Origin of the sequence: Amycolatopsis orientalis DSM 43388 (assembly GCF_000411975.1) — a bacterium.
Taxonomy (GTDB): domain Bacteria; phylum Actinomycetota; class Actinomycetes; order Mycobacteriales; family Pseudonocardiaceae; genus Amycolatopsis; species Amycolatopsis orientalis_D.
In genome coordinates this window covers 15007-40547 of record NZ_ASXG01000035.1, presented here as the reverse complement: position 1 = coordinate 40547, position 25541 = coordinate 15007, and the positions used below count along the sequence as shown (strand labels likewise).

The window sequence follows — 25541 nt, the reverse complement described above, 5'->3', positions numbered from 1 at the left end:
AACCCGCCGACCCACGCAACCCGCCGACCCACGCAACCCGCCGACCCACGCAACCCGCCGACCGGAGAAAACCGCACCAAAACGACCAGCCCACCAGCGCCCTTGACAAAGGGTGGACAATAAAAAATCGACGCGTCTTCACCAGGAAATCAGAAGTTCACGCCGAATCTGAGTTCAGAATAACAGCAGCGAGGGGCACTTGTCAACTCAGGGGTACGAAGAAGAACTGCGGTCCGAACAGGACTACGTCGCCGGGCTGTACCGGCGGCTCGACCGGGAGCGCGAGCGGGCCAAGGAGCGCTACACCGCTGCCCTCAAACGAAACGACGAGAGGCCGGGCGAGCGCGATGTCGAGGTGCGCGCGCTCACTCGCGAAACGCGGCGGTTGTCGGTGGCTGACTCCGGGTTGTGTTTCGGGCGGCTCGATCCGCTCGAAGGCGAGCATTTCTACCTCGGCCGGATCGGGCTTTTCGACGAGGACGACGAGTACAAACCCGTTCTTCTCGATTGGCGCGCGCCGGCCGCGAGCGCGTTTTACACCGCGACCGCGGCCACGCCCGAGGGCATGCGGCGACGGCGGCAATTCCACTCGCGCGGACGGCAGCTCACCTCGTTCACCGACGAGGTCTTGGGGCGGCCAGCCAGCGGCGAGCAGAACGACGCCCTGCTCGCCGCGGTCAACGCGCCTCGCGGCGAGGGCATGCGGGACATCGTCGCGACGATCCAGGCCGAGCAGGACCGCATCATCCGGCTCGACCACCCGGGCGTCCTGGTCATTGAGGGAGGGCCGGGAACCGGGAAAACCGTCGTGGCGCTCCACCGCGTCGCATATCTGCTCTACACGCAGCGCGAGCGGATGGAGCGCCACGGCGTGCTCGTCCTCGGGCCGAATCCGTCGTTCCTGAACCACATCGGGCGCGTCCTGCCGTCGCTCGGCGAGTCCGACGTGGTGTTCACCACCCCGGGCGGGCTGCTGCCGGGGCTGCGGGCGCACGTCGAGGACGAGCCGGAAGTCGCGCGGTTCAAGGGATCTCTGCGGATGCTCGACGTCCTCGGCGCGGCGGTCGCGGACCGGCAGGAGCTGCCCAAGGAACCGATCCTGATCGAGCTGCGCGACACCACCGTCCGGATCGACGCGGCGACCGCCGAGTGGGCTCGCGACGAGGCACGCCAGAGCGGGCGGCCGCACAACGAAGCGCGGGCCGTCTTCGTCGAAATCGTCACCTACGTGCTCACCGAACGCGCCATGTCCCGCATCGGGCGCGGTTGGCTCACCCGCGACGACAAGGAGGAATGGGAGGACCTCCGGTCCACGCTGGTCAGCGAACTCCTCGCCGACCCGGCCTTCGCCAAGGCGATCGACCGGCTTTGGCCGGTCCTCACCCCGGAAAGCCTGCTGACCACGCTGTACTCCTCCCCCGCGCGGCTCAACGCGGCCGGTGCCAGCCAGGCGCTGCGGCGCGAACCGGGTGCGCCCTGGACGGTGTCGGACGTCCCGCTGCTCGACGAGCTGATCGACCTCCTCGGCAAGGCGCCGGACCGGGCGAAACAGCGGGAGGAGGCGGCCGAACGCGAGGCGGAGGCCGAGTACGCGGCCGGCGTGCTGGACATCATGCGGCTCGACCGCGAGGAGATGGACGAGGACATCGGCCTGTCCGCGGAGCATCTGCTCTACGACACCGACCTGGCCGAGCGGTTCGTCGAACACGACACCCGCGACCTCGCCGAACGCGCCGCGGCGGACCGCGACTGGACCTATCGGCACGTCGTGGTCGACGAGGCCCAGGAACTGTCCGAAATGGACTGGCGGGTGCTGATGCGGCGGTGCCCGAGCCGGTCGTTCACCGTGGTCGGCGACCTGGCGCAGCGGCGGTCGGCGGCGGGGGCGAGCGACTGGGGCACGATGCTGGATCCGTACGTCCCGGGCCGGTGGGCCTACCGTTCGCTCACCGTCAACTACCGCACCCCGGCGGAAATCATGGCGGTCGCGGCGACCGTGCTGGCCGAGTTCGCGCCGGGGACCGAGCCGCCGGAATCGGTGCGCGCGTGCGGGGTCCGGCCGTGGTCGCGGAAGGTCGCCGAGGACGAATTGCCCGCCGCGGTCGAGGAATTCGTCCGCGAGGAGGCCGGTCGCGAAGGGACCAGCGTCGTGATCGGGCCGCCGGACGTGCCGGGCGCGGTGCCGGCTTCGGCAACCAAAGGGCTGGAGTACGACGCCGTGCTTCTCGTGGACCCGGACTGGATTCTCGCGGACGGACCGCGCGGCGCGGCCGAACTGTACGTCGCGCTGACCCGCGCGACGCAACGGCTCGGCGTGCTGCACCGCGGCCCGTTGCCGGCGGTGCTGAACGGGCTGGAGGAGCGCGGCTAACCGTCAGGAGCGCAGCTCGGGCGCGAGGACGCTGCTGCGCTTCAACGCTTTCAGCACCACCCCGGTATGCACCGAATCCGCCTGCCGGGACCAGCCGGAGCTGCCGACGAACTCGTGCAAGGCGGCGATGTCGGGCAAGGTCACGTCAGCGAGCAGCTGATACTCGCCCGTCATCGCCGCCGCGTACCGCACGTACGGCGAACCGAGCAGGGCGCGCCCGATGCCGTCCACGTCGTGCGGGCGGCACCGGATCCACAGCAACGCCTCGACCGGCAGCCCGAGCACGGCCGGCTCCACCACCGCCCGGATGAACACCTTTTCCTCTCGGCGCAACGCGTCCAGCCGGCGGCGGACGGTCGATTCCGAGATCCCGGCGGCGCGGGCGAGTTCCTCGTGGGTCCGCCGGCCGTCCTCGCGCAGCGCGCGCACGATGGCGCGTTCGTCGCCGCTGAAGGCGACCCCGTCCGGCTGCCGGGGCTGCGGGGTCGGCTGCGGCAGCGACGAGATCGCCTCCGTCTCGGCCGGGCCGAGCAGGCCCGGCTGCCATTCGTGGACGGTGCGGTAGTACCGCGTGACGGTATCGGCCGTCAGGTCGAGCAGACCGGGGATTGCCGCCATCTCGTCGAACATGAAGGTCGGCAGCCGGTTGCGGTCGCAGAAGACCTCGGCGACCAGTTCGCCCTGTCCGGTGATCAGGTAGCAGAAGCTCGTCTCCGGCCGTCCGGCGAGCGCGGTGCCCGCGGGGCGGCCGAGCCCGGCCCGGCAGCGCCCGCGCACCAGCAGCGGGACGCCGTGCGGGGAAACGGCGACAATCGTCACGACACCGGTGCGCAGCAGGTGCGTCCCCCGGCGGGCCACGGTGCGCTCCGGCGCGTCCAGCACCTCGGCGATCCGCCGCCAGGACGCCCGGCCGTCGACCTGCAGCGCGCCGGCGATACGACGGTCGAGCGGGTCCAGCTGTGCGGTCATCAGCCAATCTTGTGGCTGATTCCGTCAGTTGTCGAGTAGGTCTTGTCGAACACCAGCACCACGGGCCAAGCTGACGTCTCCAACGGACACCGGGGTCAGGAAGGGAAGCCAGTGAGCGCTGAGGAGATCTGCTACCTGCCCGCCCGCGAGCTGGCCCGCCGGCTGCGCGATCGCGAGCTGTCCGCCCGCGAGGTGCTGCAGGCCCATCTCGAGCGGATCGAGCAGGTCAACCCCCGGATCAACGCCATCGTCACGCTCACCGCCGAGCGCGCGACGAGCGAGGCCGCGGCCGCCGACGAACGGCTCGCGCACGGCGAGGAGGTCGGCCCGCTGCACGGGATCCCGGTGGCGCACAAGGACACGCACGACGTCGCCGGGGTCCGCACCACGTACGGCTCCCCCATTTTCGCCGACCACGTGCCAGACAGCGACACGCTCGTCGTCGAGCGCATCCGGAACGCGGGCGCGATCACGCTCGGCAAGACGAACGCGCCGGAGTTCGGGGCCGGTTCGCACACGATGAACCCGGTCTTCGGGGCCACGCGCAACCCGTACCGGCGGGAGCTGTCCGCGGGCGGCAGCAGCGGCGGTGCGGCGGCCGCACTGGCCGCGGGCCTGCAGCCGCTCGCCGAGGGCAGCGACATGGGCGGTTCGCTGCGCAATCCGGCGTCGTTCTGCAACGTCGTCGGCCTGCGCCCGTCCCCCGGTCGCGTGCCGACCTGGCCGGCCACGCTGCCGTGGGAGGCGCTGGGCGTGCAGGGGCCGATGGGCCGGACGGTCGCCGACGTCGCGCTGCTGCTGTCGGTGATCGCCGGGTACGACGAGCGCAACCCGATCGCGCTCGACCAGCCCGCCGAGCCCTTCGCCGGATGTCTCGAAGCAGACCTGACCGGCCTGCGCGTGGCGTGGTCGCCGGACCTGGGCGGCCTGCCGGTCGACCCGGCGGTCAGCGCGGTGCTGGAACCGGCGGTGAAGGTGTTCGCCGAACTCGGCTGCCGCGTCGAACCGGCCTGCCCGGACCTCGCCGCGGCCGACGAGGTGTTCCGCACCCTGCGCGGGTGGCTTTTCCACGCCGGACTGGGCACTCTGCTCGAAGAACATCCGGACCGGATTAAGCAGACACTCGCCGGCAACATCGCTTTCGGCGCCACGCTTTCCGGTGCCGACATCGCGCGCGCACAGACGCGGCAGCTGCAGCTCATCACGGGCATGCGCGAGTTCTTCACGCAGTACGACCTGCTGCTCGCGCCGGTGAGCCAGGTGCCGCCGTTCCCGGTGGAATGGGAGTATCCGGAAACCGTTGCCGGGCAGCCGATGCACGATTACCTGGAGTGGATGCGCTCGGCGTACTCGATCTCCGCGACCGGCTGCCCGGCGCTGTCGGTGCCCGCCGGGTTCACCGGCGACGGTCGTCCGGTCGGGTTGCAGATCATCGCGCCGCTGCGAGGCGAGCTAGGGCTGCTGCGCGCCGCGCACGCTTTCGAGCAGGCGACCGGGTACGGGAACCAGCGGCCGGTCTTCTGAGGACCCCAACTCGCCGCCCGCGCGGAACTCGGCCGCGAACTCCGCCGCGCCGAGCGCCTCAGTCGCGCGGGCGGTGATCCGGTCCACGTCCCCGCGTTCCGCCGCGGGGAGCGGGGCGCCGACGCCCGCGCGGGAGGCCGCGGCCGCGCCCAGCAACCGAGCGGCTTCGCGAGCCGCACCGGCCGCTCCCGCCAACCCTTCCAGCGCCAACGCGATCGCCCGCGGATCCCCGGTGCGGCAAGCGATTTCGTAGCCTTCCTGCTGCCGCCGCAACGCGATCTCCGGGTCGCCGCGCAATTCGGCGACGAAACCGAGTTCGGCGAGGATCAACGTGTTGCCCGGCTCGAAATCGACCTGCTTGTTCCATTCGAGCAGGGTGTGCAATTGCCGTTCGGCGAGATCGAGGTCGCCTTCGCGCCGGGTGCCGAGGGCAAGTCCGGTCAGCGCATACATCTCCCCTGGCGTGAAACCGTGCTCGGCGGCGACCTCGCGGGCCCGGTCGTGCAGTTCGCGGGCCGCCGCGTACTCCTTGCGCAGCAAGGCGACCCGGCCCAGCCACGACAGCTGGTAGGAAGCTTCCGGCCACAGACCCAGTTCCTCGGCGATCCGCAATCCTTCGGTGTAGCCGGCCTCGGCTCGCGCGTAATCGCCGGACAGCGTGCCTAACGTGCCCTGCGCGAAAATGGCCTGCAGCTGACCCCATTTGTCGCCGAGTTCGGCGAACAGTTCCGCGCAACGATCGGCGTAACGCCGCGCGCCGGCGATATCGCCCCTCGCCAGCGCTTGGCTCGCGCGGTCGCCGCAGGCGGCAGCGATCCCCCACCGGTCGTCGACGGCTTCGAAGGCGGCGAGCGCGTCCAGAGTCAACGGTTCCGCGCCGGGCAGATCGGCCACTGTGGACAGTGCGTAGCCGAGGAACCACTTGACCCGGGCACTGATCGGCAGTTCGGCCACGGGACGCCAGTCCGGCCGATCGCCGGCGAGGATGCCGAGGGCGGTGAGCGTGGCCTGTGCTTCGGTGCGCAGGTCCGCGTCGCCGCCGGGCAGGCTGAGGGCGGCGCGCAGGGAGCGCATCGCCTCCGCCATCCGGCCGCGCAGGAAGCGGTACCAGGCCAGCCGGTTCGCCAGCCGCAAACCGTCGTCGGCGCTGGACCACCCGGCCAGATTCTCCGCCGCGGCACGAAGGTTCGGCAGGTCCGCGTCGAGTCGCCGCAGCCAGCGTCGTTGGTCGCGACCACGCAGACCGGCGTCCGCCGCCCCGGCGAGCTGAAGGTAGTGCTCCGCGTGCCGCCGCCGGGTCTTTTCGACTTCGCTGGCTTCCCGCAGCCGCTCCAGGCCGTACACCGCGACCGATTCGAGCAGGCGATACCGCGGCACGCCGGTGTTCGAGGGCACGACCAGCGAGCGGTCGACGAGCTTCGCCAGCAGACCCAGCACCTCGCCTTCCTCGACGCCATCGCCCGCGCACACCGCCTCGGCCGCTTCCAGCGCGCAATCCTCGGTGTGCACCGACAATCGTTGCAGCACAAGGCGTTCCGGTTCGCTCAGAAGTTCCCAGCTCCAGTCGATCATCGCGCGCAGGGTCTGCTGCCGGGCGGGCACGCCGCGGCGCGTGGTGTCCAGCAAGCGGAACCGGTCGTCCAGACGGCGCAGCAGCTCCGGGACGCCCAACGCGCGCACGCGGGTCGCGGCGAGTTCGAGCGCGAGCGGCAATCCGTCCAGTTTCCGGCAAATCTCGGCGACCGCGTCCGCCTCGGCACTGTCCACAGCGTACCCAGTGTCGGCGACCCGTGCGGTGAACAGCCGGGCGGCGCTGTCGTGGTCCAGCGGCGGCACCGGGAACTGCGTTTCCCCGGCGAGCCCTAGTGGTTCGCGGCTGGTGGCGAGAATCCGCAGCCCGGGCACGGCCGCGAGCAGCCGTCCGGCAGTCTCGGCGACCGGCTCGATCAGCTGTTCGCAGTTGTCCAGTACGAGCAGGATTTCCTTGCCGCGCAACGATTCGGCCAGCCGTGCGGCGGGGTCCGCCGGAGCGGGCGCCGCCGCGTCCCGGATGCCCAGCGTCGCGGCGATCGCCTCCACCACCCATTCGACCGGCGGGCACTGGCTCAGCGCGCATTCGTGCCGGTCCATGCCGGTCAGTTCGACGAGCCACGCTCCCGCCGCGAAGTCGCCGCCGAGCCGGTGCGCGGTCTCGAGCGCGAGCCGGGTCTTGCCGACGCCGCCCGGCCCGGTGAGCGTCACCAGCCGGGATTCGCGGACGAGGCTGCGGACCGCCTGGACCGCGGCGGTCCGGCCGACCAGTTCGGTCAGCGGCACCGGAAGCTGCGGAGCGGCGGCGGTCAGCGCCGGGTCCTGCGCCAGGATCGACCGGTGGAGCGCGGTCAGTTCGGGGCCGGGATCGAGGCCTAGCTCGTCGGCGAGACGGCGGCGGAGTTCGTCGTAGGACGCCAGGGCTTCGCTCTGCCGTCCGGCCGCGTACAACGCCCGCAGCTGGAGAGCGCGCAGGCGTTCCCGCAGCGGATGCTGCCGGACGAGGTCGGCGAGTTCGGCGGTCAGCGCGGCATGTTCGCCCAACGCGAGCCGCGCGTCGGCGAGGTTTTCCTGCGCGGCTAGGCGATCCTCTTCGAGTCGCTGGATCATCGGCTGCCCGAAGGCTTCATCGGCGAACTCGGTCAGCACGGAACCTCGCCACAACGCCAGTGCTTCGGTGAGCAGCTCGGCCTTCGACCGCGGGTCTTCCGCGGTGTTCGCCGCTGCGGTCAACGCACGGAAGCGTCCGGCATCCACCGCCTCCGGTTCGACGCGCAGGACGTAACCGGGAGCTTGATGCACCAACGCGCTGCCGTACCCGGGTTCGGCGCGTTCAAGTGCCCGGCGCAACTGCGAAACCTTCGTCTGCAGCGTGTTGACCGGGTTGCCGGGCAGCTGGTCGCCCCACAGGTCGTCGGCCAGCCGGTCCGCCGACACCGGGCGGCCCTCGTGCACGAGCAGGACCGCGAGCAGGGTCCGGACCTTGGCCTCGGGCACCCGCACCGGCCGGCCGTCGTCGCTGCTCACGGCCAAGGGCCCGAGGATGCCGAATCGCACGATTCCACCGTAGCCGCTTCCGTGCGCGGACCCCCAGCGAACCGTGCGCGGCGCTCGGCACCGTGGTCGGCGGATCAACGAACTGGAGGGACGACATGTCCGGGAACACGACCGCGGCGACCGTGCTGGGGCTCGGGGCGATGGGCAGCGCACTGGCCGGTGCGCTGCTGGACGCGGGACGACCGGTGACGGTCTGGAACCGCTCGGCGGACAAGACGAAACCGCTGGTCACGCGGGGAGCGGTGGCGGCGGGTTCGGCCGCCGAGGCGGTCGCGGCGAGCGAGCTGGCGATCGTCTGCCTGCTGGACGACGCGTCGGTGCGGGAGGTGCTCGAGCCGGCTTCGCTGGCGGGCCGGACGGTGGTGAACCTGACCAACGGCACCCCACGGCAGGCTCGCGAGCTGGCCGACTGGGTCTCGGAGCGGGGCGCGAAGTTCCTCGACGGCGGCATCATGGCGACTCCGCCGATGATCGGGCAGCCGGGCGCGTTCGTCTTCTACAGCGGGCCCCGGGACGTCTTCGACGCGCACCGCGAGGCACTCGACACGTTCGGCGGCAGCAACTACGTCGGCGAGGACCCGGGACTCGCGGCGCTGCACGATCTCGCGCTGCTGTCCGGAATGTACGGCCAGTTCATCGGCATCTTGCAGGCCTACGCGCTGATCCGCGGCGCAGGGCTCTCGGCGGTCGAATTCGCGCCGCTGCTGAGCGGATGGCTGACCGCGATGGGCGGCTTCGCCGAACAAGCCGCGGCCGAGATCGACCGCGGCGACTACACCCAGAACGTCGTGTCGAACCTGGGAATGCAGGCCGCCGCGTTCGAAAACCTGCCCCTCGCGGCCGCCGACCAGGGCGTCAGCGCCGAGCTGCTCGCGCCGCTGCACCAGCTGCTCCTGCGCCGGGCCGCCGACGGGCACGGTGCGGAAAACCTCACAAGCGTCATCGAACTGCTGAAGAACTAAGGAGAATCGCGTGAACGTGACAATGCTCGGCCTCGGTCCGATGGGCCAGGCCATGGTGCGCGCCTACCTCGCCGCGGGACACGAGGTGACAGTGTGGAACCGCACGGCGAGCCGGGCCGACGGCTTGGCGGCCGAAGGCGCGAAGCGGGCGGCGACCGTGTCCGAGGCGCTGGCCGCGAACGAGCTGGTGCTCCTGAGCCTCACTGATTATCAGGCGATGTACGACATTCTCGCGCCGGCCGAGGACGCGCTGCGGGGCAAGATCGTGGTGAACCTCAGCTCGGACACGCCCGAGCGGACCCGGGTGGCCGCGGAATGGCTGGCCGCGCGCGGCGCGGAGATGATCGCCGGCGGGATCATGGTGCCCGCGCCGGTCGTCGGCACCGCGGGCTCGTTCGTGTTCTACAGCGGCGCGCAGCCGGCGTTCGAGCGGATCGAACCGGCCCTGCGCGTGATCGGACGGCCGGACTACCGGGGCGCGGACCCGGGCCTGGCGCAGCTGTACTACCAGTCGTTGCTGGACATGTTCCTCACCACGCTCTCGGCTTTCCTGCATTCCGCCGCGCTCGCCGGCACCGCCGGGGTTTCCGCCGCGACGCTGGTGCCGTACGCGACGGAACTGCTGACGCTGGTGCAGACGTCGCTGGACGAGGCGGCGCGAAACGTCGACAGCGGCAGCCACCCCGGCGACCAGGCGAACGCCAGGATGATGGGCGCGACCGCCGACCACGTCCTCGCCGCGAGCCGGGACGCGGGCATCGACGTGGCGCTGCCCGCCGCGGTGAAGGAGCACTACGACCGCGCCGTCGCCGCCGGGCGCGGCCGGGACAGCTGGACCAGCCTGTTCGAGGTGGTCCGAAGCAAGGCGTGACCCCTTCGCGGTCTGGGAACCCGCCGCTGGCCGGCGCTTCCCAGACCGCGGCTGCGAGGCACCCGGCCGAGGTGACTGCGGAACGATCGCCGCCGCAGTCATCCGTCCAGAAGGCGATCGTCCTGGTGGGCACCGTAAAACTGGGCTTGGCGCAGCATGAGCTCGCGCATCGAAGCGCCTCTCGGCATGCCGTACACGGTGCCCGGGAAGTCCAGGGTGCGCTGGAGCTCCCACAGTTCGTCGTGCCGGTCCGGGGAGAAGAGCTCGGCCGGGTTCCCCGCGGCGATCCAGCCGATCGGCAGCACCGCGCCGGGTTCGAGGCGGGAGTTCACGTGCAGCACGCTGTTGATCCGCAGTTCGGCCCCGGCGCCGGCGACCGCGCCCGGGAACAGGGAGGCTCCGGTCGCCACGAATGTTTCGTCCTCGACGGCGGCTCCGTTGACGTGCGCGTGCGGCCCGATCAGGACCGCGTCCCCGAGGGTCACCGGATGCGAGGCCCGGCCGCGGATCAGCGCGTTTTCCATGACGACGACGTCCTCCCCGGTGCGGATTTCGCCGTCTTCCGCGGTGAGCACCGCGCCGTGCAGGATCCGGGCTCGCTCGCCGAGGACGACCGCCCCGCACAGCACCGCGGACGGTGCGACGTACGCCGACTCCGGGACCACTGGCCGTTTCCCTCGATGTTCGAGCAACATCGGCCCACGCTAACCCCGCTGTCCGTTTGGCCGCCGCTCTCGCCGGATATCCGGGTGCGAACAGAGGCAGGAGGAAGCCATGACGGAACCGTTCGCGGTCGGCACCGGGACGTCGTCGGCCGAGGGTGCGCTGACGGTGCCGGCCGATGCTGCCGGAGTGGTCGTTTTCGCGCACGGTTCGGGCAGTTCGCGGCACAGCCCGCGCAACCAGGCGGTCGCCCGGACCTTGCAGGACCACCGCTTCGCGACCTTGCTCTTCGATCTGCTGAGCCCAGACGAGGACCGTGGTCAGGCGCGCTTCGACATCGGCCTGCTGCGGGACCGGTTGCTGCGCGCAGTGGACGAGCTCGGCCGTCATCCCGGGGTGGCCGGGCTGCCGGTAGGCCTGTTCGGGGCCAGCACGGGAGCCGCCGCGGCGCTGAGTGCGGCGGCGGCCCGCCCGGACGTCGTGCGGGCGGTGGTCTCGCGGGGCGGACGGCCGGACATGACCGAGGATTTGGCGGCGGTGCGGTGCCCGGTGCTGCTGATCGTCGGGGGAAACGACGACACCGTGCGCCGGCTGAACAAGGCCGCCGCGGCCGAGCTGCCGAGCGATCGCGAGCTGATGGTGGTGCCGGGAGCCGGGCACCTCTTCGAGGAACCCGGCGCGCTGGAGCAGGTCGCCGACGCGGCCGCCAAGTGGTTCGACCGGCACCTCCCGGACGGCGGCGGCCAGGCCTTCGCCCTGTGACCCCGAAGGCCCCAGCAGGGGGAAGGAGCTCATGCAGCACGACGAGCTGATCAGCAAAGTCCAGGACCGCGCGCACCTGCCGAGCCGCGGTGCCGCCGAGCGGGTGACGCGATCGGTGCTGGAGACACTGGGCGAACGATCCCGGAGCAGACGGCGGAGCATCTCGCCGCGCAGCTGCCGCTGGAGATCGCCGAGCATCTGCGGCGCACGATGACCATGGCCGGCGCCGGGACCGGGGAACGGTTCGGGCTGGACGAATTCGCCAGCCGGGTCGCCTCCCGAGGACGGATGCCCGAACCGGACGCGGTGTACAGGTCCCGGGCCGTGCTGGAAGTGGTCGGCGAAGCGACGCACGGCGCGCTGGGCAAGGTCCGGAAGACTCTGCCCGGCGAACTGCGCGACCTCATCGACGCGGGCAGCAGCGGCCCCCTGCACTAGCGGTCGGCGGCGCGTCGGGCAGGCCGCCGCTACCGAGAAGCACCGGGCAGGCCCGGCAGCAGCTTGTCCAGCGTGATCGGCAACTCCCGCACCCGAACCCCGGTCGCGTGCCAGACCGCGTTGGCAATGGCCGCCGCGGTCCCGACGATGCCGATCTCCCCGATTCCCTTGCTGCCCATGGGATTGAGGTGCGGATCGGTCTCGTCGAGCCAGTCCGCGCGCAGGTCTTCGACGTCGGCATTGGTCGCGATGTGGTACTCGGCGAGGTCGTGGTTGACGACGTGCCCGGTCCGCGGATCGAGGACGCTGTTCTCGTGCAACGCCATCGACAGGCCCATGGTCATGCCGCCGAGCAGCTGCGAACGCGCGGTGACCGGGTTGACGATCCGGCCGACGCCGAACGTGCCGTGCAGCCGCGAAACCCGGACCTCGCCCGTGTCGGCATCGACGCGCACCTCGGCGAACTGCGCTCCGAAGCCATACATCGAGTACTGCTTCTCGTCGGGGTTTTTCGGGGTGTCCGCCTGCGCCTCGTCGCCGTCGCCCGGGTCGGAGCCGTACTTGTCCCGGAACGCCTCGGCAGCCGCCACCACGGCTGAGCCCCAAGACGCGGTACCCGTCGAGCCGCCCGCCACGGTGGCGTTCGGGAGGGCGGTGTCGCCGATCCGGATGTCGATCGAATCGACGGGCACCCCCAGCGCGTCTGCCGCGATCTGCGGCAGGATCGTCCATGCGCCCGTCCCCAGGTCGGCCGCGCCGATTTCTACGGCGTAGCGGCCCTTTCCGTAGCGGATCGTCGCGCTCGACCCGGGCATCCGTTTCGCCGGATACACCGAGGCCGCGACGCCGCTGCCGACCAGCCACGGCGCGGCGCGGCGCACGCCCGGCCGCGGATCGCGCTTGTTCCAGCCGAAACGTTCGGCTCCGGTGCGCAGGCATTCGACCAGGTTCCGGCTCGAAAACGGAAGGCCCGTCTCGGGATCCCGTTCCGGCTCGTTGCGGACCCGCAGGTCGATCGGATCGATACCGAGCGCTTCGGCGAGCTCGTCCATCGCTACTTCCGGGCCGAACATTCCCGGGCACTCCCCCGGCGCGCGCATCCACGACGGCACCGGCACGTCGAGACGGGCGAGCCGGTGACTGGTGGTGCGGTTCCGCGCGGCGTACATCATCCGGGCCGGCGCGGCGGTCTGCTCGGCGAACTCCTTGATCCGCGAGGTCTGCTCGACGACCTCCATGCGCAGCGACTCCAGCCGTCCGTCGCGGCCGGCGCCGAGCCGGACCCGCTGAATCGTCGGCGTGCGGTAGCCGGCCAGGCTGAACATCTGCTGCCGGGTCAGCGCGAGCTTCACCGGACGGCCCGGCACGGCCCGGGCCGCCAGCGCGGCGAGCACGACGTTGGCGTGCGGCATGCCTTTCGAGCCGAACCCGCCGCCGAGATAGGGGCAGATCACCCGGACCCGGTCAGCGGGCAGGCCGAAGATCTTCGCCACGGTGGACCGCACCGAATGCACGCTCTGCGTGGAATCCCACAGGGTCAGCACGCCGTCGTCCCACCGGGCCGTCGTCGTGTGCGGTTCCAGCGGATTGTTGTGGTACATCGCCGTGCGATAGGTCTGGTCCACAGTCACCGCGGACGCGGCCTCGGCGTCGCCGTCGCTCGTGTCGGTGGGGAAGCTCGGGTTGACCTTGTCCGGCCGGTAGAGGTCGGGATCGTCGGCGGTGAGCCGGGCCGTGAAGGGATCGGTCTCGTACTCGACGTCGACGAGTTCCGCTGCGTGCCGCGCGGTCTCGGAAGATTCGGCCAGGACCAGCCCGAGCACCCGGCCGCGGAACGGGATTTCGCAGTCCTGCAGGACCGCGAGTTCCGCGTCGTCGGTGTCGGCGAGTCGCTCGGCGGTGAACGGAGTGATCAGGGCTTGCACGCCGTCGAGGGCTTCGGCTTCGACCGCGCTGATCCGCAGACAGCGCCCGCGCGCGATCGTCGCCTGGATCGGATGGCAGTACAGCGGTGCTTCGACGGGATGTTCGTAGGCGTACGGCGCGGTTCCGGTGACTTTCGCCGGGCCGTCGCGGCGGGTGAGCCCGCGGCCGATCGCGCGGGGCTCCAGCAGTCCGGTCATCGGTCGCGCTCCTCGGCGGTCAGGTCGCGCAGCACCGCGACCAGGGTGCGCGCGGCGAGCGGGATCTTGAACGCGTTCCCTCCGTCGATACCGTCCAGCGCGGTGGCGTCCGCGAGTTCAGCGTCGGCAGCCGCGCGAAAGACCTCCTCGCTGGGCCGGGTGCCGCGCAGGACCTCCTCAGCACGCTGGGCCCGCCAGGGTTTGTGCGCCACACCCCCGAAAGCGAGCCGGACGTCTTCGAGCACACCGTCCTCAATGGACAGTCCAACCGCGACAGAGAGGAGCGCGAAAGCGTAGGAGGCGCGGTCTCGCACCTTGCGGTAAGTCGACCGGCGCGACCACGAGGTGGCGGGCAGCGTGATGTCGGTGATCAGCTCGCCGTGCTCCAGCACCGTGTCCCGCTCCGGATGCTCGCCGGGAAGGCGATGCAGTTCCGGGAAGGGCACGACTCGCTCCCCAGACGGGCCGATGACGTGGACGCGCGCGTCGAGCATCGTCATGGCCACCGCCATATCCGAGGGATGCGTCGCGACACACTGTTCGGACGCGCCGAGAATCGCGTGGTGCCGGGTGTAACCGCCGAGCGCCGAACAGCCGGACCCGGGCGAACGCTTGTTGCACGGGGTCGTGACGTCTTGGAAGTAGACGCAGCGGGTTCTTTGCAACGGGTTTCCGCCGACGGTGGCCATATTCCGCAACTGCGGCGACGCTCCCGCCAGCAACGCTTCGGCCAGCACCGGATACCGCTCCCGGACACGCTGGTCGGCGGCCAGGTCGCTGTTGCGGACACCCGCGCCGATCACGAGCTCCCCGTTTTCTTCGCGGATCTCGGTGGACAGCAAGCCGGTCACGTCGACCAGGCGATCGGGCCGGGCCACGCCCAGTTTCAGATGGTCGACGAGATTGGTTCCGCCGCCGAGGAACATCGCGGACGGCTCGGCCGCCACGGCCAGCACCGCTTCGGCGGTCGTCGCCGGTTTGCCGTAGGCGAACGGTTTCATCGCTGCTCTCCTGCCTCGCGGACCGCCGCGACGATCCCCGCATAGGCCCCGCAACGGCAGAGGTTCCCGCTCATCCGCTCGGCGATCTCCGCGTCGGTCCACTGCGGAGCGTCGGCGACCGGCTTGGTGACGTGGCTGGGCGCGCCGTCGCCGAACTCCGCCAGCAACCCGGCGGCCGAACAGATCTGGCCCGGCGTGCAGTAGCCGCATTGGAATCCGTCGTGGTCCAGGAACGACTGCTGCAGCGAATGCAGCTCACCGTTCTCCGCCAGGCCCGCCGCCGTCGTCACCTCGGCACCTTCGCAGGTCAGCGCGAGCGTCAAGCAGGACAGCACTCTGCGGCCGTCGAGCAGGACCGTGCACGCGCCGCACTGGCCGTGGTCGCAGCCCTTCTTGGCGCTGTAGTCGCCGATTTGCTCCCTCAGCAGGTCCAGCAGCGTGCGGCGCGGATCGACGGTCAGCCGGTGCTCGGTCCCGTCGACGCGCAGCGCGATCGTCCGGACCGCACCGGCGGTTTCCGGCAGGATTTCCGTCTCGCCCGGTCGCATAGGCCCGCCATACCCGCTCGCCCCGGCCCCAAACCTCCGCCTGGTCAGCGCCCCCCCAGCGCAGGATCTCCTCGGCGGTCCGGGCCGGGGACTCCCGCGGCGGGAAGTGCCCGACGTCGCCGAACACGACCCGGCGGTACTCGGCGACGAACAGGCTGTCCTTGCCTTCGCTGGTCGAGGGCAGATTGTCGGCGTCCTGGCCGCCGTGGAGAACCAAGGTCGGCACCCGCACCCGGGGCGGCTTCGCCAGCTCCCGCTCCTCCACAGATACCGGCTGAACGCCCACCGGTCGCGACGCATCGCCTCCTGGCCGCGTTTCGCCGCGACGAACCACCGCTCGCCCGTGCCCGGCCGATATCGCGACCAGCCGGGAGACGTGCTCCGGAAACAGCGCCCCGGATTGTCCACTACGCGGGACCTCGTCGAACTTGGCTCCGCGGCACCGCCCGCCGCGCCCCTGCTGCGGGATGCGCTCGCCTCACCGCATCGCTACCTCGTGGAGAGCGTCGGCGCCGAGGACGCGCTGGACAACAACATCGACCTCACCGGAGACGAAGCCCTCCAGCGCGATTGCTTGCCTCCGCCGACCTCAGCTGACCTCCGGACCAGAGCGGCGGAGCAGTCACAGCAAAGTCCCCAACGGACCGAGGTCCAGGTTCAGCTCCTCCGCGGACAGCCCGTACCGTTCGCGAAGTTCGGTCAGCCGTTCCTCGAGCAGCATCAGGGTCAGGCCGAGCCGCTCCTCCTGGGTCTCGGTCAGCCCGCCTTCCTCGACGCGGCGCAACGCCTGGCGTTCCATCAACTGCCGCAGCAGTTCGACGACGGTCAGGACCAGCTTCATCAGGTCGCGTTCCACCGTGTCCGCGTCCGTTTCCAGGCGGGTCGGCAGTACTCCGGCCGCTGTGGCAAGCAGCTGTTCGGTCTCGTCCATCGTCGCTCCTTTCACCACGGTGCCGACCGGTCTTCGCGGACCGCGGTGATCAGGGCGCGCAAGGAAATGCGCACCAGGTCGACCTCGGCGACCGACAGCACCAGGTCGCCGGTCAGCACCACGCCGCCGGCGAGGAGGCGGTCCAGCAGGTCGACCAAGACGAGCCGCTCGGTTGCCTCCGCGGCGGCCGTCACGGGATTCCCGCGAAGGAGTACGGGGCCCACGGGCCGGTGACCTCGACCTCGATTCCGGCCGCGTCCGCTCGCCGCAGTTCGGCGAGCCGTGCCAGGAACAGCTCACGACCGGTATCGGGCACCAGGCAGGCCAGGTTGAGGATGTTGGTGTCGGTGCGGCCGGTGAGGGCGGGGTCCTGGTTGCAGTGCCGGTGGAGGTCCGCGGACAGCGGTGCGAGTTCCCGTTCAATGCGCTCGGCGACCTCGGCCGCTTCGTTGGTGCGAGCGTTCCGCGCCTGCCGTTGACGGAGTCGTTGCCGCAAATAGGAACGGCCGTCGGCGGGCGCTTCGGCGGGCGTCTGTTGGACATCGCGCAGCGAAGCGAAGACTTTGACGCCCCATTCGGCATGACCCCGGACCCGTTGCAACGCCTCGGAAAACTGCGCGGAATGTTCGGCGAGCATTTCTCGCACTCGCTGTTCGTCGCGGTAGATCGTCGCCATCCGCAGCGGCAGCACTCCGGTCCGCCGGCTCGCCTCGGCCACCACGGTGTTGTGCACCCGGGCGATTTCTTCCAGCCAGGCAAGGTTTTCCAGGTTCTCCTCGAGGCTGGCCTCGGTGAACTCCGCGTCCGGTACCGGGCTGGCCAATGCGGTCAGCCCGGCCCCGGAAACGGCGGAGACGGGAGAGCCGCGCAGCCCGGCGAGGCCTTCCACCGGGTTCTCCGCGGCGAATTCGGTGACCCCGTAGCAATACCAGCTCACTGTTCCGCTCGCTCTCCCCGCGCGAGTTCGAGTTGCGCGCGCAGTCTTTCGTTCTCCTCCAGCAGTCCTTTCCGCCGCGAGCCCGACGACAGGGACGGATCGTGCTCCCACCAGTCGATGCCCATTTCCTTGGCGCGCTCGACCGACGCGACCAGCAACCGGACCTTGATGGTCAGCAGCTCGATGTCGAGCAGGTTGACCTGGATGTCCCCGGCGATCACGATGCCCTTGTCCAGCACCCGTTCCAGGATGTCGGCGAGGTTCGCGCCCCCGCCGGAACCGGCCGCGCGGGACACCCCGCCCGGTCTCCCGGCGGTCAGGCTGGACTCGCTCATCTGCTTGCCTCCTCGTCACCGCGCCGCGGCGGCCCGGCGGCCCCGGGGACGTTCGTCCTCGGGTTCGTCGTCTTCCTCGTCGTCTTCCTCGTCGAAGTCCTCGTCCTCGTCGAAGTCCTCGTCTTCTTCGGGAAACTCCTCGTCCTCGGACTCGTCGCCGCGGACGTCTTCGTCCTCGCCCGGTCCGTCGTCGGTTTCGTCCTCGCGCACCTCCTCCGGGGAGCGCACGACCTCGCCGTCGCGGATTTCGCCGCGCCAGCCGTCCCCGGAAGCCTCTCCGGCCATCGTGACGAACCGGCGGAAATGCTTCAGGTCCAGCCGCGCCCGGCGGCCCTGCGCCCGCCAGATGTTGCCGGTCTTCTCGAACAACCCGGCCGGGTAGTACTCGATGACCAGCAGGATCTTCGTCAGGTTCGGGGCGAGTTCGTGGAATGTCACCACGCCTTTGATCGTGCCCTTGGCCCCGTCCGTGGTCCACGCGATCCGCTCGTCGGGGATCTGTTCGGTGATCGTGGCCTTCATCGACCGGTTCGACCAGAAGATCTTGAACCGCCACTGCGAAGTGGTCTCGTCAGTCCGCTCCGCGCTCGTCACCCCCTTGGCGAAGGTGCTGAACTTCTGGAATTCGGTCCACTGGTCGTACGCCTCGCGGACCGGGACTCCGACGTCGATGTCCTCCACGATGTTGATGATCTTCTTGCCGCCCGAACCGCGTTTGCCGAACAGGCCGGACACCGAATTCTTGAGCGCTTTTCCGCCGGCCTCGACCGCCGCCTTGACCGGCGATTTCCCTTCGGCGATCTTTTCGCCCGCGCTGAACAATCCCTTCAACGAGCCGCTGCCGCCCGCGTCGGCCAGCCGCCGGGACGCCTCCCCCAGTTTGGAGCCCGCCGAGGACATCACCTGTTCGGCCTTCGCCTGCGCGTACTCCTCCCCGGCGTGCAGCAGTTGCTCCGTCGCGGGATTGCGCGAGGCCAGTTCCCGAAGCTTCGCCAAGGGACCGAGTTCTTCGTTGCCAGAACTGGATTCAGCCACGGTTCACCCCCGCGGCGCCCGAGGAACGTTTCTGCGCACGGCCTCCGGAGGAGGCCCGCTTCCGCGTCGTCGAACTCGACGAACTGCCGGACGTCTTGCGCGCAGGCTTGCGCTCCCTTTGCGGAGCGCTGCGCGGCTTCTTGCGCGCACGAGGCGGGGTGTCGTTTTCTTCCGCACCGCTGTCCTCGGCGTCATCGGCTTCTTCCGGTTCCCGATCGTCCGCGCCGTCCCGGCCGGTGACCGCCGCCGGAAGACCGGCGGCCTTGTCCCGCAGGCTGTCGGTGCGCTCCTGCAGCGAACCGGCCAGCCGTCCCGCCTGGTGCGTCAGGATGTCCGCGGCCAGCGTCTTGCCCGCCCCCAGCACCTCGTCCCGCACCTGGTCCCGGACCCCGGCCAGTTCGGGCGACGAAGCCAGCTCGCGCGTGACGTCCGACAGCAGCTTCTTCGGGTCGAGATTCAGTTTCTTCCCGACGAGCCAGGCGCCCATGGTGACGGCGAGTTTGGCTTTCTTCCGTCTCCCGAGCACGTAACCGCCGACCACGGCGGCCGCGATCTTCATTCCCGGTGTCATCTGTTCGCTCCGTTCATCCGGCAACCCCCCGGTCGACTTCTTCGAGCAGATCGAGTATTTCGTCCTCCCTGCGGTCGAACTCCTCCTCGCTCACGGTGCCGGTCACCAGTTCCCGTTCCAGGGCAACGAGTTCCCTCCGCAGCTGCGCGATCCGTTCCTGCTCGGCCGCATCGATGACCTTCTCGGCCACCCAGGCGACGCCGCGCACCGGCGCCAGCGGCAGCAGGAGAATCTCACCAAGCAGTCCCACTACTGGTCCTCGGTGAAGCTGTAGGGCGGCAACGGCCCCTGTGCGCGGACCTCCGCCACCTCCTCGACAAGCGCCGTCAACCGCTGCACCGTGTCCTGGAATTCCGCCAATTTCTCCCGCGGCACCAGGAAGGAGCAGTTGAAGAAACATCCGTCCACCCGCGGCCCCGGAGAATGTTCGGACGCCAGCGGACGCAGAAACCCGAGAATCGCGTCGGCGTCCTCGCCCTCGCGCTCCTCCAGCCGGCCGGCGACCAGCTCGCCGAACCGGACTTGTTCCGGTTGCCCGCGACCGGCGTCTTCCCGCAGACTCGCGGCCAGGTTCCGGATTTCGTCGTCTCCGGCGAGAATCTGCCCCAACACGGCGTCTTCCTTGTGCGCCACCTTGACGTTCATCTCGACGTGCCCGCGAACGCGTTGCAGAGCGGCCGCGTACACGTCGGCCTTGGCCGCGATCTCTTCCTTCACCGCGGTGTCGTCATCCGCGACGACACCGAAGCGCATCGGCAATGTCGGTCCCTGCTCGCACAATGCCTGCAATATCTCTTGGTGCGCAAGAAGATCCCGGCGCTTGGCCCGAAGTTCGCCATCGACGTCGCTGACCACCGCGCAGAGCTGGTCGCCGGCCGGCACGACACGAGCAGGCGACGGCGACGGTCCGACGCCACGCAGATCGCCCACCTCGACGGGATGATCGGCGAAGGTGATGCCGTACAGGTAGGTGCTCATTCGCTCGACCTCGCGGTGCTGCGCCGGCTGCGGCTGCGGGGACGTTCCTCAGCCTCCTGGTTGTCCTTGTCGCTGGACTTCTGGAACTGCTCGGCGAACGTCTCGACCGCTCCGGTCAGCGCGCCTTTGGACTTTCCTTTCGCGCCTTTCTCGGACACGTCGCCCAGCAGATCGGGCAGCGTCGTGCCGCTCGACGCGCGAGTGAGGTCCAGGCGGTTGCACGCTTCGGCGAACCGCAGGTAAGTGTCCACACTGGCCACCACGATCCGGGCGTCCACAGTGAGCAGTTCGATGCCCACCAGCGAAACCCGCACGAACGCGTCGATCACCAGACCCTTGTCCAGGATCAGTTCGAGGATGTCGTACAGGTTCCCGCTGCCCGGCCCGCGTTGCGCCGGGCTGTTCGAGCCGGAACGTCCAGTCGCCATGGTCATGAAATCGCCTTCCCTTTCCTCACGCGTCGATCTGGCCGCGCGCGTACCTCCGCACCTGCTCGTAGCCGAGGAAGCCGCCCTGCCCGTCGACCCGCACGCGATACGTGGCCATCAGGCTGGTGGTGTCCGGAACCTTTTCCAGCTCAAGCACTTCCACCAGCAATTGCCATCCGTCACCGTCCTTCGTGAACGCCGAGACGGATTCGATGTCCTTTCCGGTCAGTTCCTCGAACACCGCACGGGCGTCGCGCATGAGCCCGGCGGGCGACCGGCTCTCCTCAGCCATCGCGCCTCCGGCCGTCGTCGCGTCCGCTTTCGTCAGGCCGATGAAACATGTGAAGTCGGCTACCCGGACCGCCCCGGCCAAAACTGGCTACTCGTCAGGAAAACCGAAATTGGGCCGAACAGCGCAGCACTGCCCGCCAGTCAGCGCAGATGCCGAACCCTCAGTAGCCGCGCGGGTGCGAAGCGCCGCGCCCAAAGGGAAATCCGCGGCCATCCACAAAGGACCAACGGAGTCCGCAATGGAGGCGGCGAATCACCACCGCCACCGCATCCCGTGAATTCCCGGCCCCTGCCCGGTCCGGATCACGTGGGCCGGCACGCCGGGCCGCACCCGCGCCTCGGCGGTCTCCAGCTCCGGCCCGGCCGGCGAATCCTGCCGGTACGCGACGCATTCCGCGGGCAGCGCCGCCGGATCGAAATGCACTTCCAGCAGGTGTTCCGCGATCGGCAGCCGGAACCGCCGGTCGTAGCGCGAATCCGGCTCCTCGTCCCGGAACGCGAACCGGTACTCGACGATTCCCGTCTCGCCCGGGGCCAGCGGATGGTCCAGCACCAGCTCGGTCACCGAGAACGCCTGCTCCGGCGCCGCCCGCACGCAACCGGGGCGGCAATACCGCGCCGACACCAGCTCCGGCGACCGTCCGGGGGTGAACCCGCGCAGCGCCACGATCCGCACGAACGCCGGTTCCTCCAGCGCTCGCAGCACTTCCCGCACGTGCAGGCTGCGCATCCGTCCCGCGGCGTCGACGTGCAGCGTCTCGTGCACGCTGACCGATTCGGGCGAAGAGTCCTCGAACGAGTTCAGCACCATCGGAAGCAGGCTGCGGTTCTCCCACAACCGGTCCCACCGCGCCGCACGCGGGACCGGAGCGCCGGTGCGCGGCCGGTCCAGCAGCGCGCGCAGCGCACCCGGCGGCACGTCCAGCACCGGCTCCAGCAAAGCCAGTGCCCGCAACGATTCCGGTCGTTCCGGACGGCTGCGTCCGGTGCGCCACGAGCTGAGCGTGGTCGTGCTGACCGGGGCTCCGGACGCCGCGAGCCGTTCGCGCAGCCGGGCCAGGCCGAGGCCGCTGCGCTCGATCGCCAGCGTCAGGGCGCGCTCGAAGGGCCCCTCGGCCAGCGCGTGGGCCAGCCGCTCCCGGCTCGCAGCCGGGGCGAACAACCGCATTTCGCCTCTCCTGGAAAAACGGACCGCTCCGCTCGGATTCTCGGCATCCGTTCACCGGTTGGCAACCCGCCGAAAGTCGCGTCGCCGCCGCTTGCCCGCTACGGGCGGTTCGGCGGATTCCGCCGCCCGGCCGCGCTGCTTACGTTCGGAAACGTCCCCATCGGAAACGCCTTCCCCAAGGAGCGACATGCGCGCACTCACCCGGGCCCTCGCCGTGCTGACCGGTTCCTGCGCGGCGCTCGGCGCGTTCGCCGTGACCCCCGCGTCCGCGAGCCCCGCAGCGCCCGGCGCCCAGCCGTCGATCATCGGCGGCAGCACCGCGCAGAACCCCGGATACATCACGCGGTTCAACGGCCACGCCAACGGTTACACGTTCTTCTGCACCAGCACGCTGATCGGCAGCCGCTGGGTCCTCACCGCGAAGCACTGCATGTACGACAACAACGGGCAGCGCCTCACCGACATCGACCTGTACATCGGCTCCAACAGCGCCAGCGGCGGCGTGCACGCCAAGGCCGCGTCCACCTACGTGTACTCCGGCGGCGACCTCGCGCTGATCAAGCTGAACACCGACGGCGGCAGCACGTTCGCCCGCCTCGCCAGCAGTTCCAACGACGCGCAAGAGGGCGACAGCGCCACCGTGTACGGCTGGGGCGCGACGCAGAGCACCGACGAGGGCCACCACCAGTCGAGCGTGCTGAAGAAGGCCGAGGTCACCATCACGAACACCCAGGACAGCGACAACGCCGGCGGCCCCGCGATCACGGCGAGCACCCCGAACGGCGCGGTGGCCGGCGGCGACTCGGGCGGCCCGATGGTCGACGACGGCGTCCAGGTCGGCGTGTGCTCGACGAGCGACCGGTCCAGCGTCACGACCTACGGCAGCGTCGCCGCCGGGCGGGACTGGATTCAGCAGGTCTCCGGGGTCTGAACGGCGGTAAGGCGCGCCGGAGGGGCAGTGCGCACCCTCCGGCGCGCCTCACCTAATGCGCTCCACGGCTTCTCCGCCGACCCAGCCTCCTTCGCCCGCGCCACGTGCTTGCGCGCCAACCGCGGGTGCAGTTTCTCCGTGTCCCACCCGTTCGGCTCAGCCAATCCAACGGCCTCGCCGGAAGCGCAGCACACCCCGCCTCAGCCGAGCCGCTCCAACGCCTTCTCCGCCGACCCAGCCTCCTTTGCCATCTCGCGCCACGGATCGTCCTTGCGCGCCAACCGCCGATGCAGCTTCTCCACGCCCCAGCCGTTCGGCTCCGCTTTGCCCAGTTCCGACCAGTCCAGCGGCGTCGCCGAAGCCGCGCCGGGGCGGGCGCGCAGGGAGTACGGGGCCACGAACGTCTGGGCGTAGCCGTTGCGGTTCGCGTCGACAAACACGCGGTCGCCGCGCCGGTCCTTGCGCTGGGCGGTGGTCAAGTGGTCCGGGTCGGCGGACGCGACCCGGTCCGCCAAGGCTCGCGAGAGTTCCAGGACCACGTCCGTGGCGGCCGTGGCGTCGAGGGGCGCCGCGACGTGGAAGCCGCGCCCGCCGGTGGCCTGCAGATACGCGGCGAGGCCGACGTCGGCGTACTGGTCGCGGATGCGGCGGGCCGCGGCGCGCAGATCCGCGACGTCGGTGCCGTCCGGCGGGTCCAGGTCGAGCACCAGCAGGTCCGGTTTCTCCGGGGCGTCCACAGTGGACAGCCAGACGTGGAACTCCACGGTGCCCTGGTCGGCCAGGTACAGCAAGGAATCCTCGTCGTCGCACACGACGTACTCGTCGGTGCCGCCGCCCCGCCGCGGCACGCGCTCGGTGCGCAGCCACGACGGGAAATGCTCGCCCGGATGCTTCTGGAACCAGCCCTCGGATTCGATCCCGTCCGGATACCGCCGCAGCGTGAGCGGACGGCCGCGCAGGTGCGGCAGCATCACGGACGCGACCGTGCGGTAATGCTCGACGACGTCGCCCTTGGTGAGCCCGTCGCCGGGGTAGAAAACCTTGTCCGGATGGGAAATCTTCACGGGCGCTCCCGGATCACGTCGGAGGGCGGCTTGTCCTCGCGCAGGCCGGTGAACCGGGGATGGCGCAACCGGCCGTCGCGGGTCCACTCGGAGAAGCCGATCTGGGCGACCAGCTCGGGCCGCACCCAGCGCGCACCCGGCTCGCGCACCGGATCGGCGAACGGCGAGCGGTCGGTTTCCCGCCGGGTCAGCTCGGCGTGCAGCGAGGTCAGCACCTTGCGGTCGAAGCCGGTGCCGACCTTGCCCGCGTACCGCAGCCTCCCCTTTTCGTGGTAGCCCAGCAGCAACGCGCCGAAACCGACGCGGCTGCCCCGCGGCGCGGTGAATCCGCCGATCACCATTTCCTGCCCCTGCTGGCACTTGAACTTCAGCCAGTCCGGCGAGCGGCCGTGGCGGTACGGCGCGTCCGCGCGTTTCGCGATCACGCCCTCCCAGCCGCGCCGGCACGCCTCCTCGAAGAACTTCTTCCCCTCGGTATTGCGGTGTGCCGACAGGCGGAGCGGGTCTTCGAAGGCGAATGCGTCGCGCAGGATGGCCTTGCGCTCGCGCAGCGGAAGCGCCGTGGTGTCCTGCTCGTCGTAGTACAGCAGGTCGAAGAGGTAGTAGTACACGCGCACGCCGGTCGCCCGGGCGCGCTCCGGATCGGTGAGGTGGATACGTGGCTGGAGCGCGGCGAAACTGGTCTGGTCGCCGTCGAACGCCACGATCTCCCCGTCCGCGACGAACCGTGGTCCGCCTTGCCCGGCAAGGGCTTCCACGATCTCCGGATACGCGCTGTCCATCACCTTGTGGTTGCGCGAGTACAACGTGGCCGCGCCGCCGTCGCGTACGCAGATCGCGCGCACGCCGTCGAGCTTGCGCTCGTAGATCCAGCCTTCGGCGGAGAAGCGGCGGTCGGTGAGCGTGGCGAGGGTCGGCTCGCGCCAGCCGGGACCGGTCATTCGAGATCCTGGTTGGTACGGCCGGTGAGGACGGATTCGAGCTGCGTCTTCGCGGGCTTGCGGCGGCGGTCGGCGCCCTCGTCGTCCTTTTTTATCAGCAGCCACTGCTCCTGGCCGGACGAGCTGCGGCGGATCAGGGAGAAGGCGCCACGCAGCTTTTCGCCGTGCAAACACACCTTGAGGTGGCCGTCTTCGAGGGCTTTCTCGGCGGAATCGCCGGTGCGCATGTCGAACGTGCCGGTGTCCCACACGATCACGGTGCCGCCGCCGTACTCGTCGGCCGGGATGGCACCCTCGAAGCGCGCGTAGTCGAGCGGGTGGTCCTCGGTGCGGATGGCGAGCCGCCGGTCCCGGGGATCGAGCGACGGGCCCTTCGGCACCGACCACGAGACGAGGACGCCGCCGATCTCCAACCGGAAGTCGAAGTGCAGGCTGCTCGCGTCGTGCCGCTGGACGACGAACACCGGTTCGGCGTTCCGGCGGCCCCCGCTCGGTTCCGGCGTCCGCCGCCGGTCGCGCTTGGCGCGGTACTCGGCCAGCCGGTCCTTCGAGGACATCCCACCACCTCCGCTCGTCCGGGTGCCCCCGCACCCGGGGCGCGAAACGTGATTG

Annotated in this window: 26 protein-coding genes and 1 pseudogene; 7 read left to right on the top strand and 20 right to left on the bottom strand. The window is 70.3% G+C overall.

From position 1 onward, the window contains the following. Positions 1–199: 199 nt before the first annotated feature. On the top strand, positions 200–2371 hold the full coding sequence (helR, locus tag L942_RS06325) for an RNA polymerase recycling motor ATPase HelR (protein WP_200862717.1): 2172 nt from the start codon (positions 200–202) through the stop codon (positions 2369–2371). Positions 2372–2374: 3 nt separating this feature from the next. Here the strand turns inward: helR and L942_RS06320 are convergent, their stop codons facing one another. Then, positions 2375–3340, bottom strand: coding sequence for an Lrp/AsnC family transcriptional regulator (locus tag L942_RS06320; RefSeq protein ID WP_037356044.1), 966 nt, complete (start codon positions 3338–3340; stop codon positions 2375–2377). 111 nt (positions 3341–3451) lie between these two features. Here L942_RS06320 and L942_RS06315 point away from each other — a divergent pair, with 111 nt between their 5' ends. After that, positions 3452–4864, top strand: coding sequence for an amidase (locus L942_RS06315; protein ID WP_037356041.1), 1413 nt, complete (start codon positions 3452–3454; stop codon positions 4862–4864). Here L942_RS06315 and L942_RS06310 read toward each other — a convergent pair. Continuing rightward, positions 4793–7951: a BTAD domain-containing putative transcriptional regulator gene (locus tag L942_RS06310; protein ID WP_037356037.1), complete on the bottom strand. Its 3159-nt coding sequence runs from the start codon at positions 7949–7951 to the stop codon at positions 4793–4795. The genes L942_RS06315 and L942_RS06310 overlap by 72 nt on opposite strands. Positions 7952–8046: 95 nt before the next feature. Between L942_RS06310 and L942_RS06305 the strand changes: the two genes are divergently transcribed. Together L942_RS06305 and L942_RS06300 are read left to right on the top strand one after the other, a co-directional pair. Continuing rightward, positions 8047–8913 (top strand): NAD(P)-dependent oxidoreductase, encoded by an 867-nt coding sequence (locus L942_RS06305; RefSeq protein WP_037356034.1) that lies wholly within the window; start codon positions 8047–8049, stop codon positions 8911–8913. Positions 8914–8935: 22 nt separating this feature from the next. Further along, positions 8936–9784, top strand: a complete 849-nt coding sequence (locus L942_RS06300; RefSeq protein WP_037356032.1) for an NAD(P)-binding domain-containing protein — start codon at positions 8936–8938, stop codon at positions 9782–9784. Positions 9785–9882: 98 nt separating this feature from the next. Here L942_RS06300 and L942_RS06295 read toward each other — a convergent pair whose 3' ends face one another. Continuing rightward, complete coding sequence (locus L942_RS06295) at positions 9883–10479, bottom strand: gamma carbonic anhydrase family protein (protein WP_037356030.1); 597 nt, start codon at positions 10477–10479, stop codon at positions 9883–9885. A gap of 79 nt (positions 10480–10558) precedes the next feature. On the opposite strand from L942_RS06295, the gene L942_RS06290 reads away from it, so the two are divergent. Together L942_RS06290 and L942_RS06285 are read left to right on the top strand one after the other, a co-directional pair. After that, entirely contained in the window at positions 10559–11209 is a 651-nt protein-coding gene (locus tag L942_RS06290; RefSeq protein ID WP_037356028.1) for a dienelactone hydrolase family protein, read from the top strand. A 31-nt stretch (positions 11210–11240) separates the two neighbouring features. Then, positions 11241–11647 (top strand): annotated as a pseudogene (locus tag L942_RS06285) (DUF2267 domain-containing protein). 29 nt (positions 11648–11676) lie between these two features. Here the strand turns inward: L942_RS06285 and L942_RS06280 are convergent. The 14 genes from L942_RS06280 to L942_RS06215 form a co-directional block, all read right to left on the bottom strand. Further along, positions 11677–13770, bottom strand: coding sequence for a xanthine dehydrogenase family protein molybdopterin-binding subunit (locus L942_RS06280; protein WP_037356026.1), 2094 nt, complete (start codon positions 13768–13770; stop codon positions 11677–11679). Beyond that, a complete protein-coding gene (locus L942_RS06275; protein ID WP_037356024.1) occupies positions 13767–14771 on the bottom strand; it encodes an FAD binding domain-containing protein in 1005 nt (334 codons plus the stop codon). Before L942_RS06275 ends, L942_RS06280 begins: the two co-directional genes overlap by 4 nt. Further along, positions 14768–15319 carry a (2Fe-2S)-binding protein gene (locus L942_RS06270; RefSeq protein WP_051165758.1) on the bottom strand — a complete coding sequence of 184 codons (552 nt, stop codon included), beginning with the start codon at positions 15317–15319 and terminating at the stop codon, positions 14768–14770. The genes L942_RS06275 and L942_RS06270 overlap by 4 nt, the downstream gene beginning before the upstream one ends. A gap of 622 nt (positions 15320–15941) precedes the next feature. Further along, on the bottom strand, positions 15942–16250 hold the full coding sequence (locus tag L942_RS06265) for a gas vesicle protein K (RefSeq protein WP_051165757.1): 309 nt from the start codon (positions 16248–16250) through the stop codon (positions 15942–15944). A gap of 11 nt (positions 16251–16261) precedes the next feature. Continuing rightward, positions 16262–16444: a gas vesicle protein GvpJ gene (gene gvpJ / locus L942_RS06260; protein ID WP_037356022.1), complete on the bottom strand. Its 183-nt coding sequence runs from the start codon at positions 16442–16444 to the stop codon at positions 16262–16264. After that, complete coding sequence (locus tag L942_RS06255; protein ID WP_037356021.1) at positions 16441–17187, bottom strand: GvpL/GvpF family gas vesicle protein; 747 nt, start codon at positions 17185–17187, stop codon at positions 16441–16443. The genes gvpJ and L942_RS06255 overlap by 4 nt, the downstream gene beginning before the upstream one ends. Beyond that, positions 17184–17522 carry a gas vesicle protein gene (locus L942_RS06250; protein WP_051165755.1) on the bottom strand — a complete coding sequence of 113 codons (339 nt, stop codon included), beginning with the start codon at positions 17520–17522 and terminating at the stop codon, positions 17184–17186. Before L942_RS06250 ends, L942_RS06255 begins: the two co-directional genes overlap by 4 nt. Positions 17523–17537: 15 nt before the next feature. After that, positions 17538–18557 (bottom strand): SRPBCC family protein, encoded by a 1020-nt coding sequence (locus L942_RS06245; RefSeq protein ID WP_037356019.1) that lies wholly within the window; start codon positions 18555–18557, stop codon positions 17538–17540. Continuing rightward, on the bottom strand, positions 18550–19128 hold the full coding sequence (locus tag L942_RS06240) for a hypothetical protein (RefSeq protein WP_037356017.1): 579 nt from the start codon (positions 19126–19128) through the stop codon (positions 18550–18552). Before L942_RS06240 ends, L942_RS06245 begins: the two co-directional genes overlap by 8 nt. A gap of 13 nt (positions 19129–19141) precedes the next feature. Next, positions 19142–19378: a gas vesicle protein GvpG gene (locus tag L942_RS06235; protein WP_037356015.1), complete on the bottom strand. Its 237-nt coding sequence runs from the start codon at positions 19376–19378 to the stop codon at positions 19142–19144. Further along, complete coding sequence (locus L942_RS06230; RefSeq protein WP_081654956.1) at positions 19378–20106, bottom strand: GvpL/GvpF family gas vesicle protein; 729 nt, start codon at positions 20104–20106, stop codon at positions 19378–19380. Before L942_RS06230 ends, L942_RS06235 begins: the two co-directional genes overlap by 1 nt. After that, positions 20103–20540 carry a gas vesicle structural protein GvpA gene (locus tag L942_RS06225; protein ID WP_051165753.1) on the bottom strand — a complete coding sequence of 146 codons (438 nt, stop codon included), beginning with the start codon at positions 20538–20540 and terminating at the stop codon, positions 20103–20105. The genes L942_RS06230 and L942_RS06225 overlap by 4 nt, the downstream gene beginning before the upstream one ends. Positions 20541–20559: 19 nt before the next feature. Continuing rightward, on the bottom strand, positions 20560–20826 hold the full coding sequence (locus L942_RS06220; protein ID WP_037356062.1) for a gas vesicle protein: 267 nt from the start codon (positions 20824–20826) through the stop codon (positions 20560–20562). A gap of 252 nt (positions 20827–21078) precedes the next feature. After that, on the bottom strand, positions 21079–21993 hold the full coding sequence (locus L942_RS06215) for a hypothetical protein (RefSeq protein WP_037356013.1): 915 nt from the start codon (positions 21991–21993) through the stop codon (positions 21079–21081). Positions 21994–22180: 187 nt separating this feature from the next. Between L942_RS06215 and L942_RS06210 the strand changes: the two genes are divergently transcribed. Then, positions 22181–22924 carry a S1 family peptidase gene (locus L942_RS06210; RefSeq protein ID WP_037356011.1) on the top strand — a complete coding sequence of 248 codons (744 nt, stop codon included), beginning with the start codon at positions 22181–22183 and terminating at the stop codon, positions 22922–22924. Between the two features lie 200 nt (positions 22925–23124). On the opposite strand, the gene ligD (L942_RS06205) is transcribed toward L942_RS06210, so the two are convergent. From ligD (L942_RS06205) to L942_RS06195, 3 genes are read right to left on the bottom strand one after another with little or no spacing between them, the layout of a single operon-like run. Then, positions 23125–23988, bottom strand: coding sequence for a non-homologous end-joining DNA ligase (ligD, locus tag L942_RS06205; protein WP_037356009.1), 864 nt, complete (start codon positions 23986–23988; stop codon positions 23125–23127). Continuing rightward, positions 23985–24929 carry a non-homologous end-joining DNA ligase gene (ligD, locus tag L942_RS06200; RefSeq protein ID WP_037356007.1) on the bottom strand — a complete coding sequence of 315 codons (945 nt, stop codon included), beginning with the start codon at positions 24927–24929 and terminating at the stop codon, positions 23985–23987. Before ligD (L942_RS06200) ends, ligD (L942_RS06205) begins: the two co-directional genes overlap by 4 nt. Then, positions 24926–25486, bottom strand: a complete 561-nt coding sequence (locus L942_RS06195; RefSeq protein WP_037356005.1) for a DNA polymerase ligase N-terminal domain-containing protein — start codon at positions 25484–25486, stop codon at positions 24926–24928. Before L942_RS06195 ends, ligD (L942_RS06200) begins: the two co-directional genes overlap by 4 nt. Positions 25487–25541: the final 55 nt, after the last annotated feature.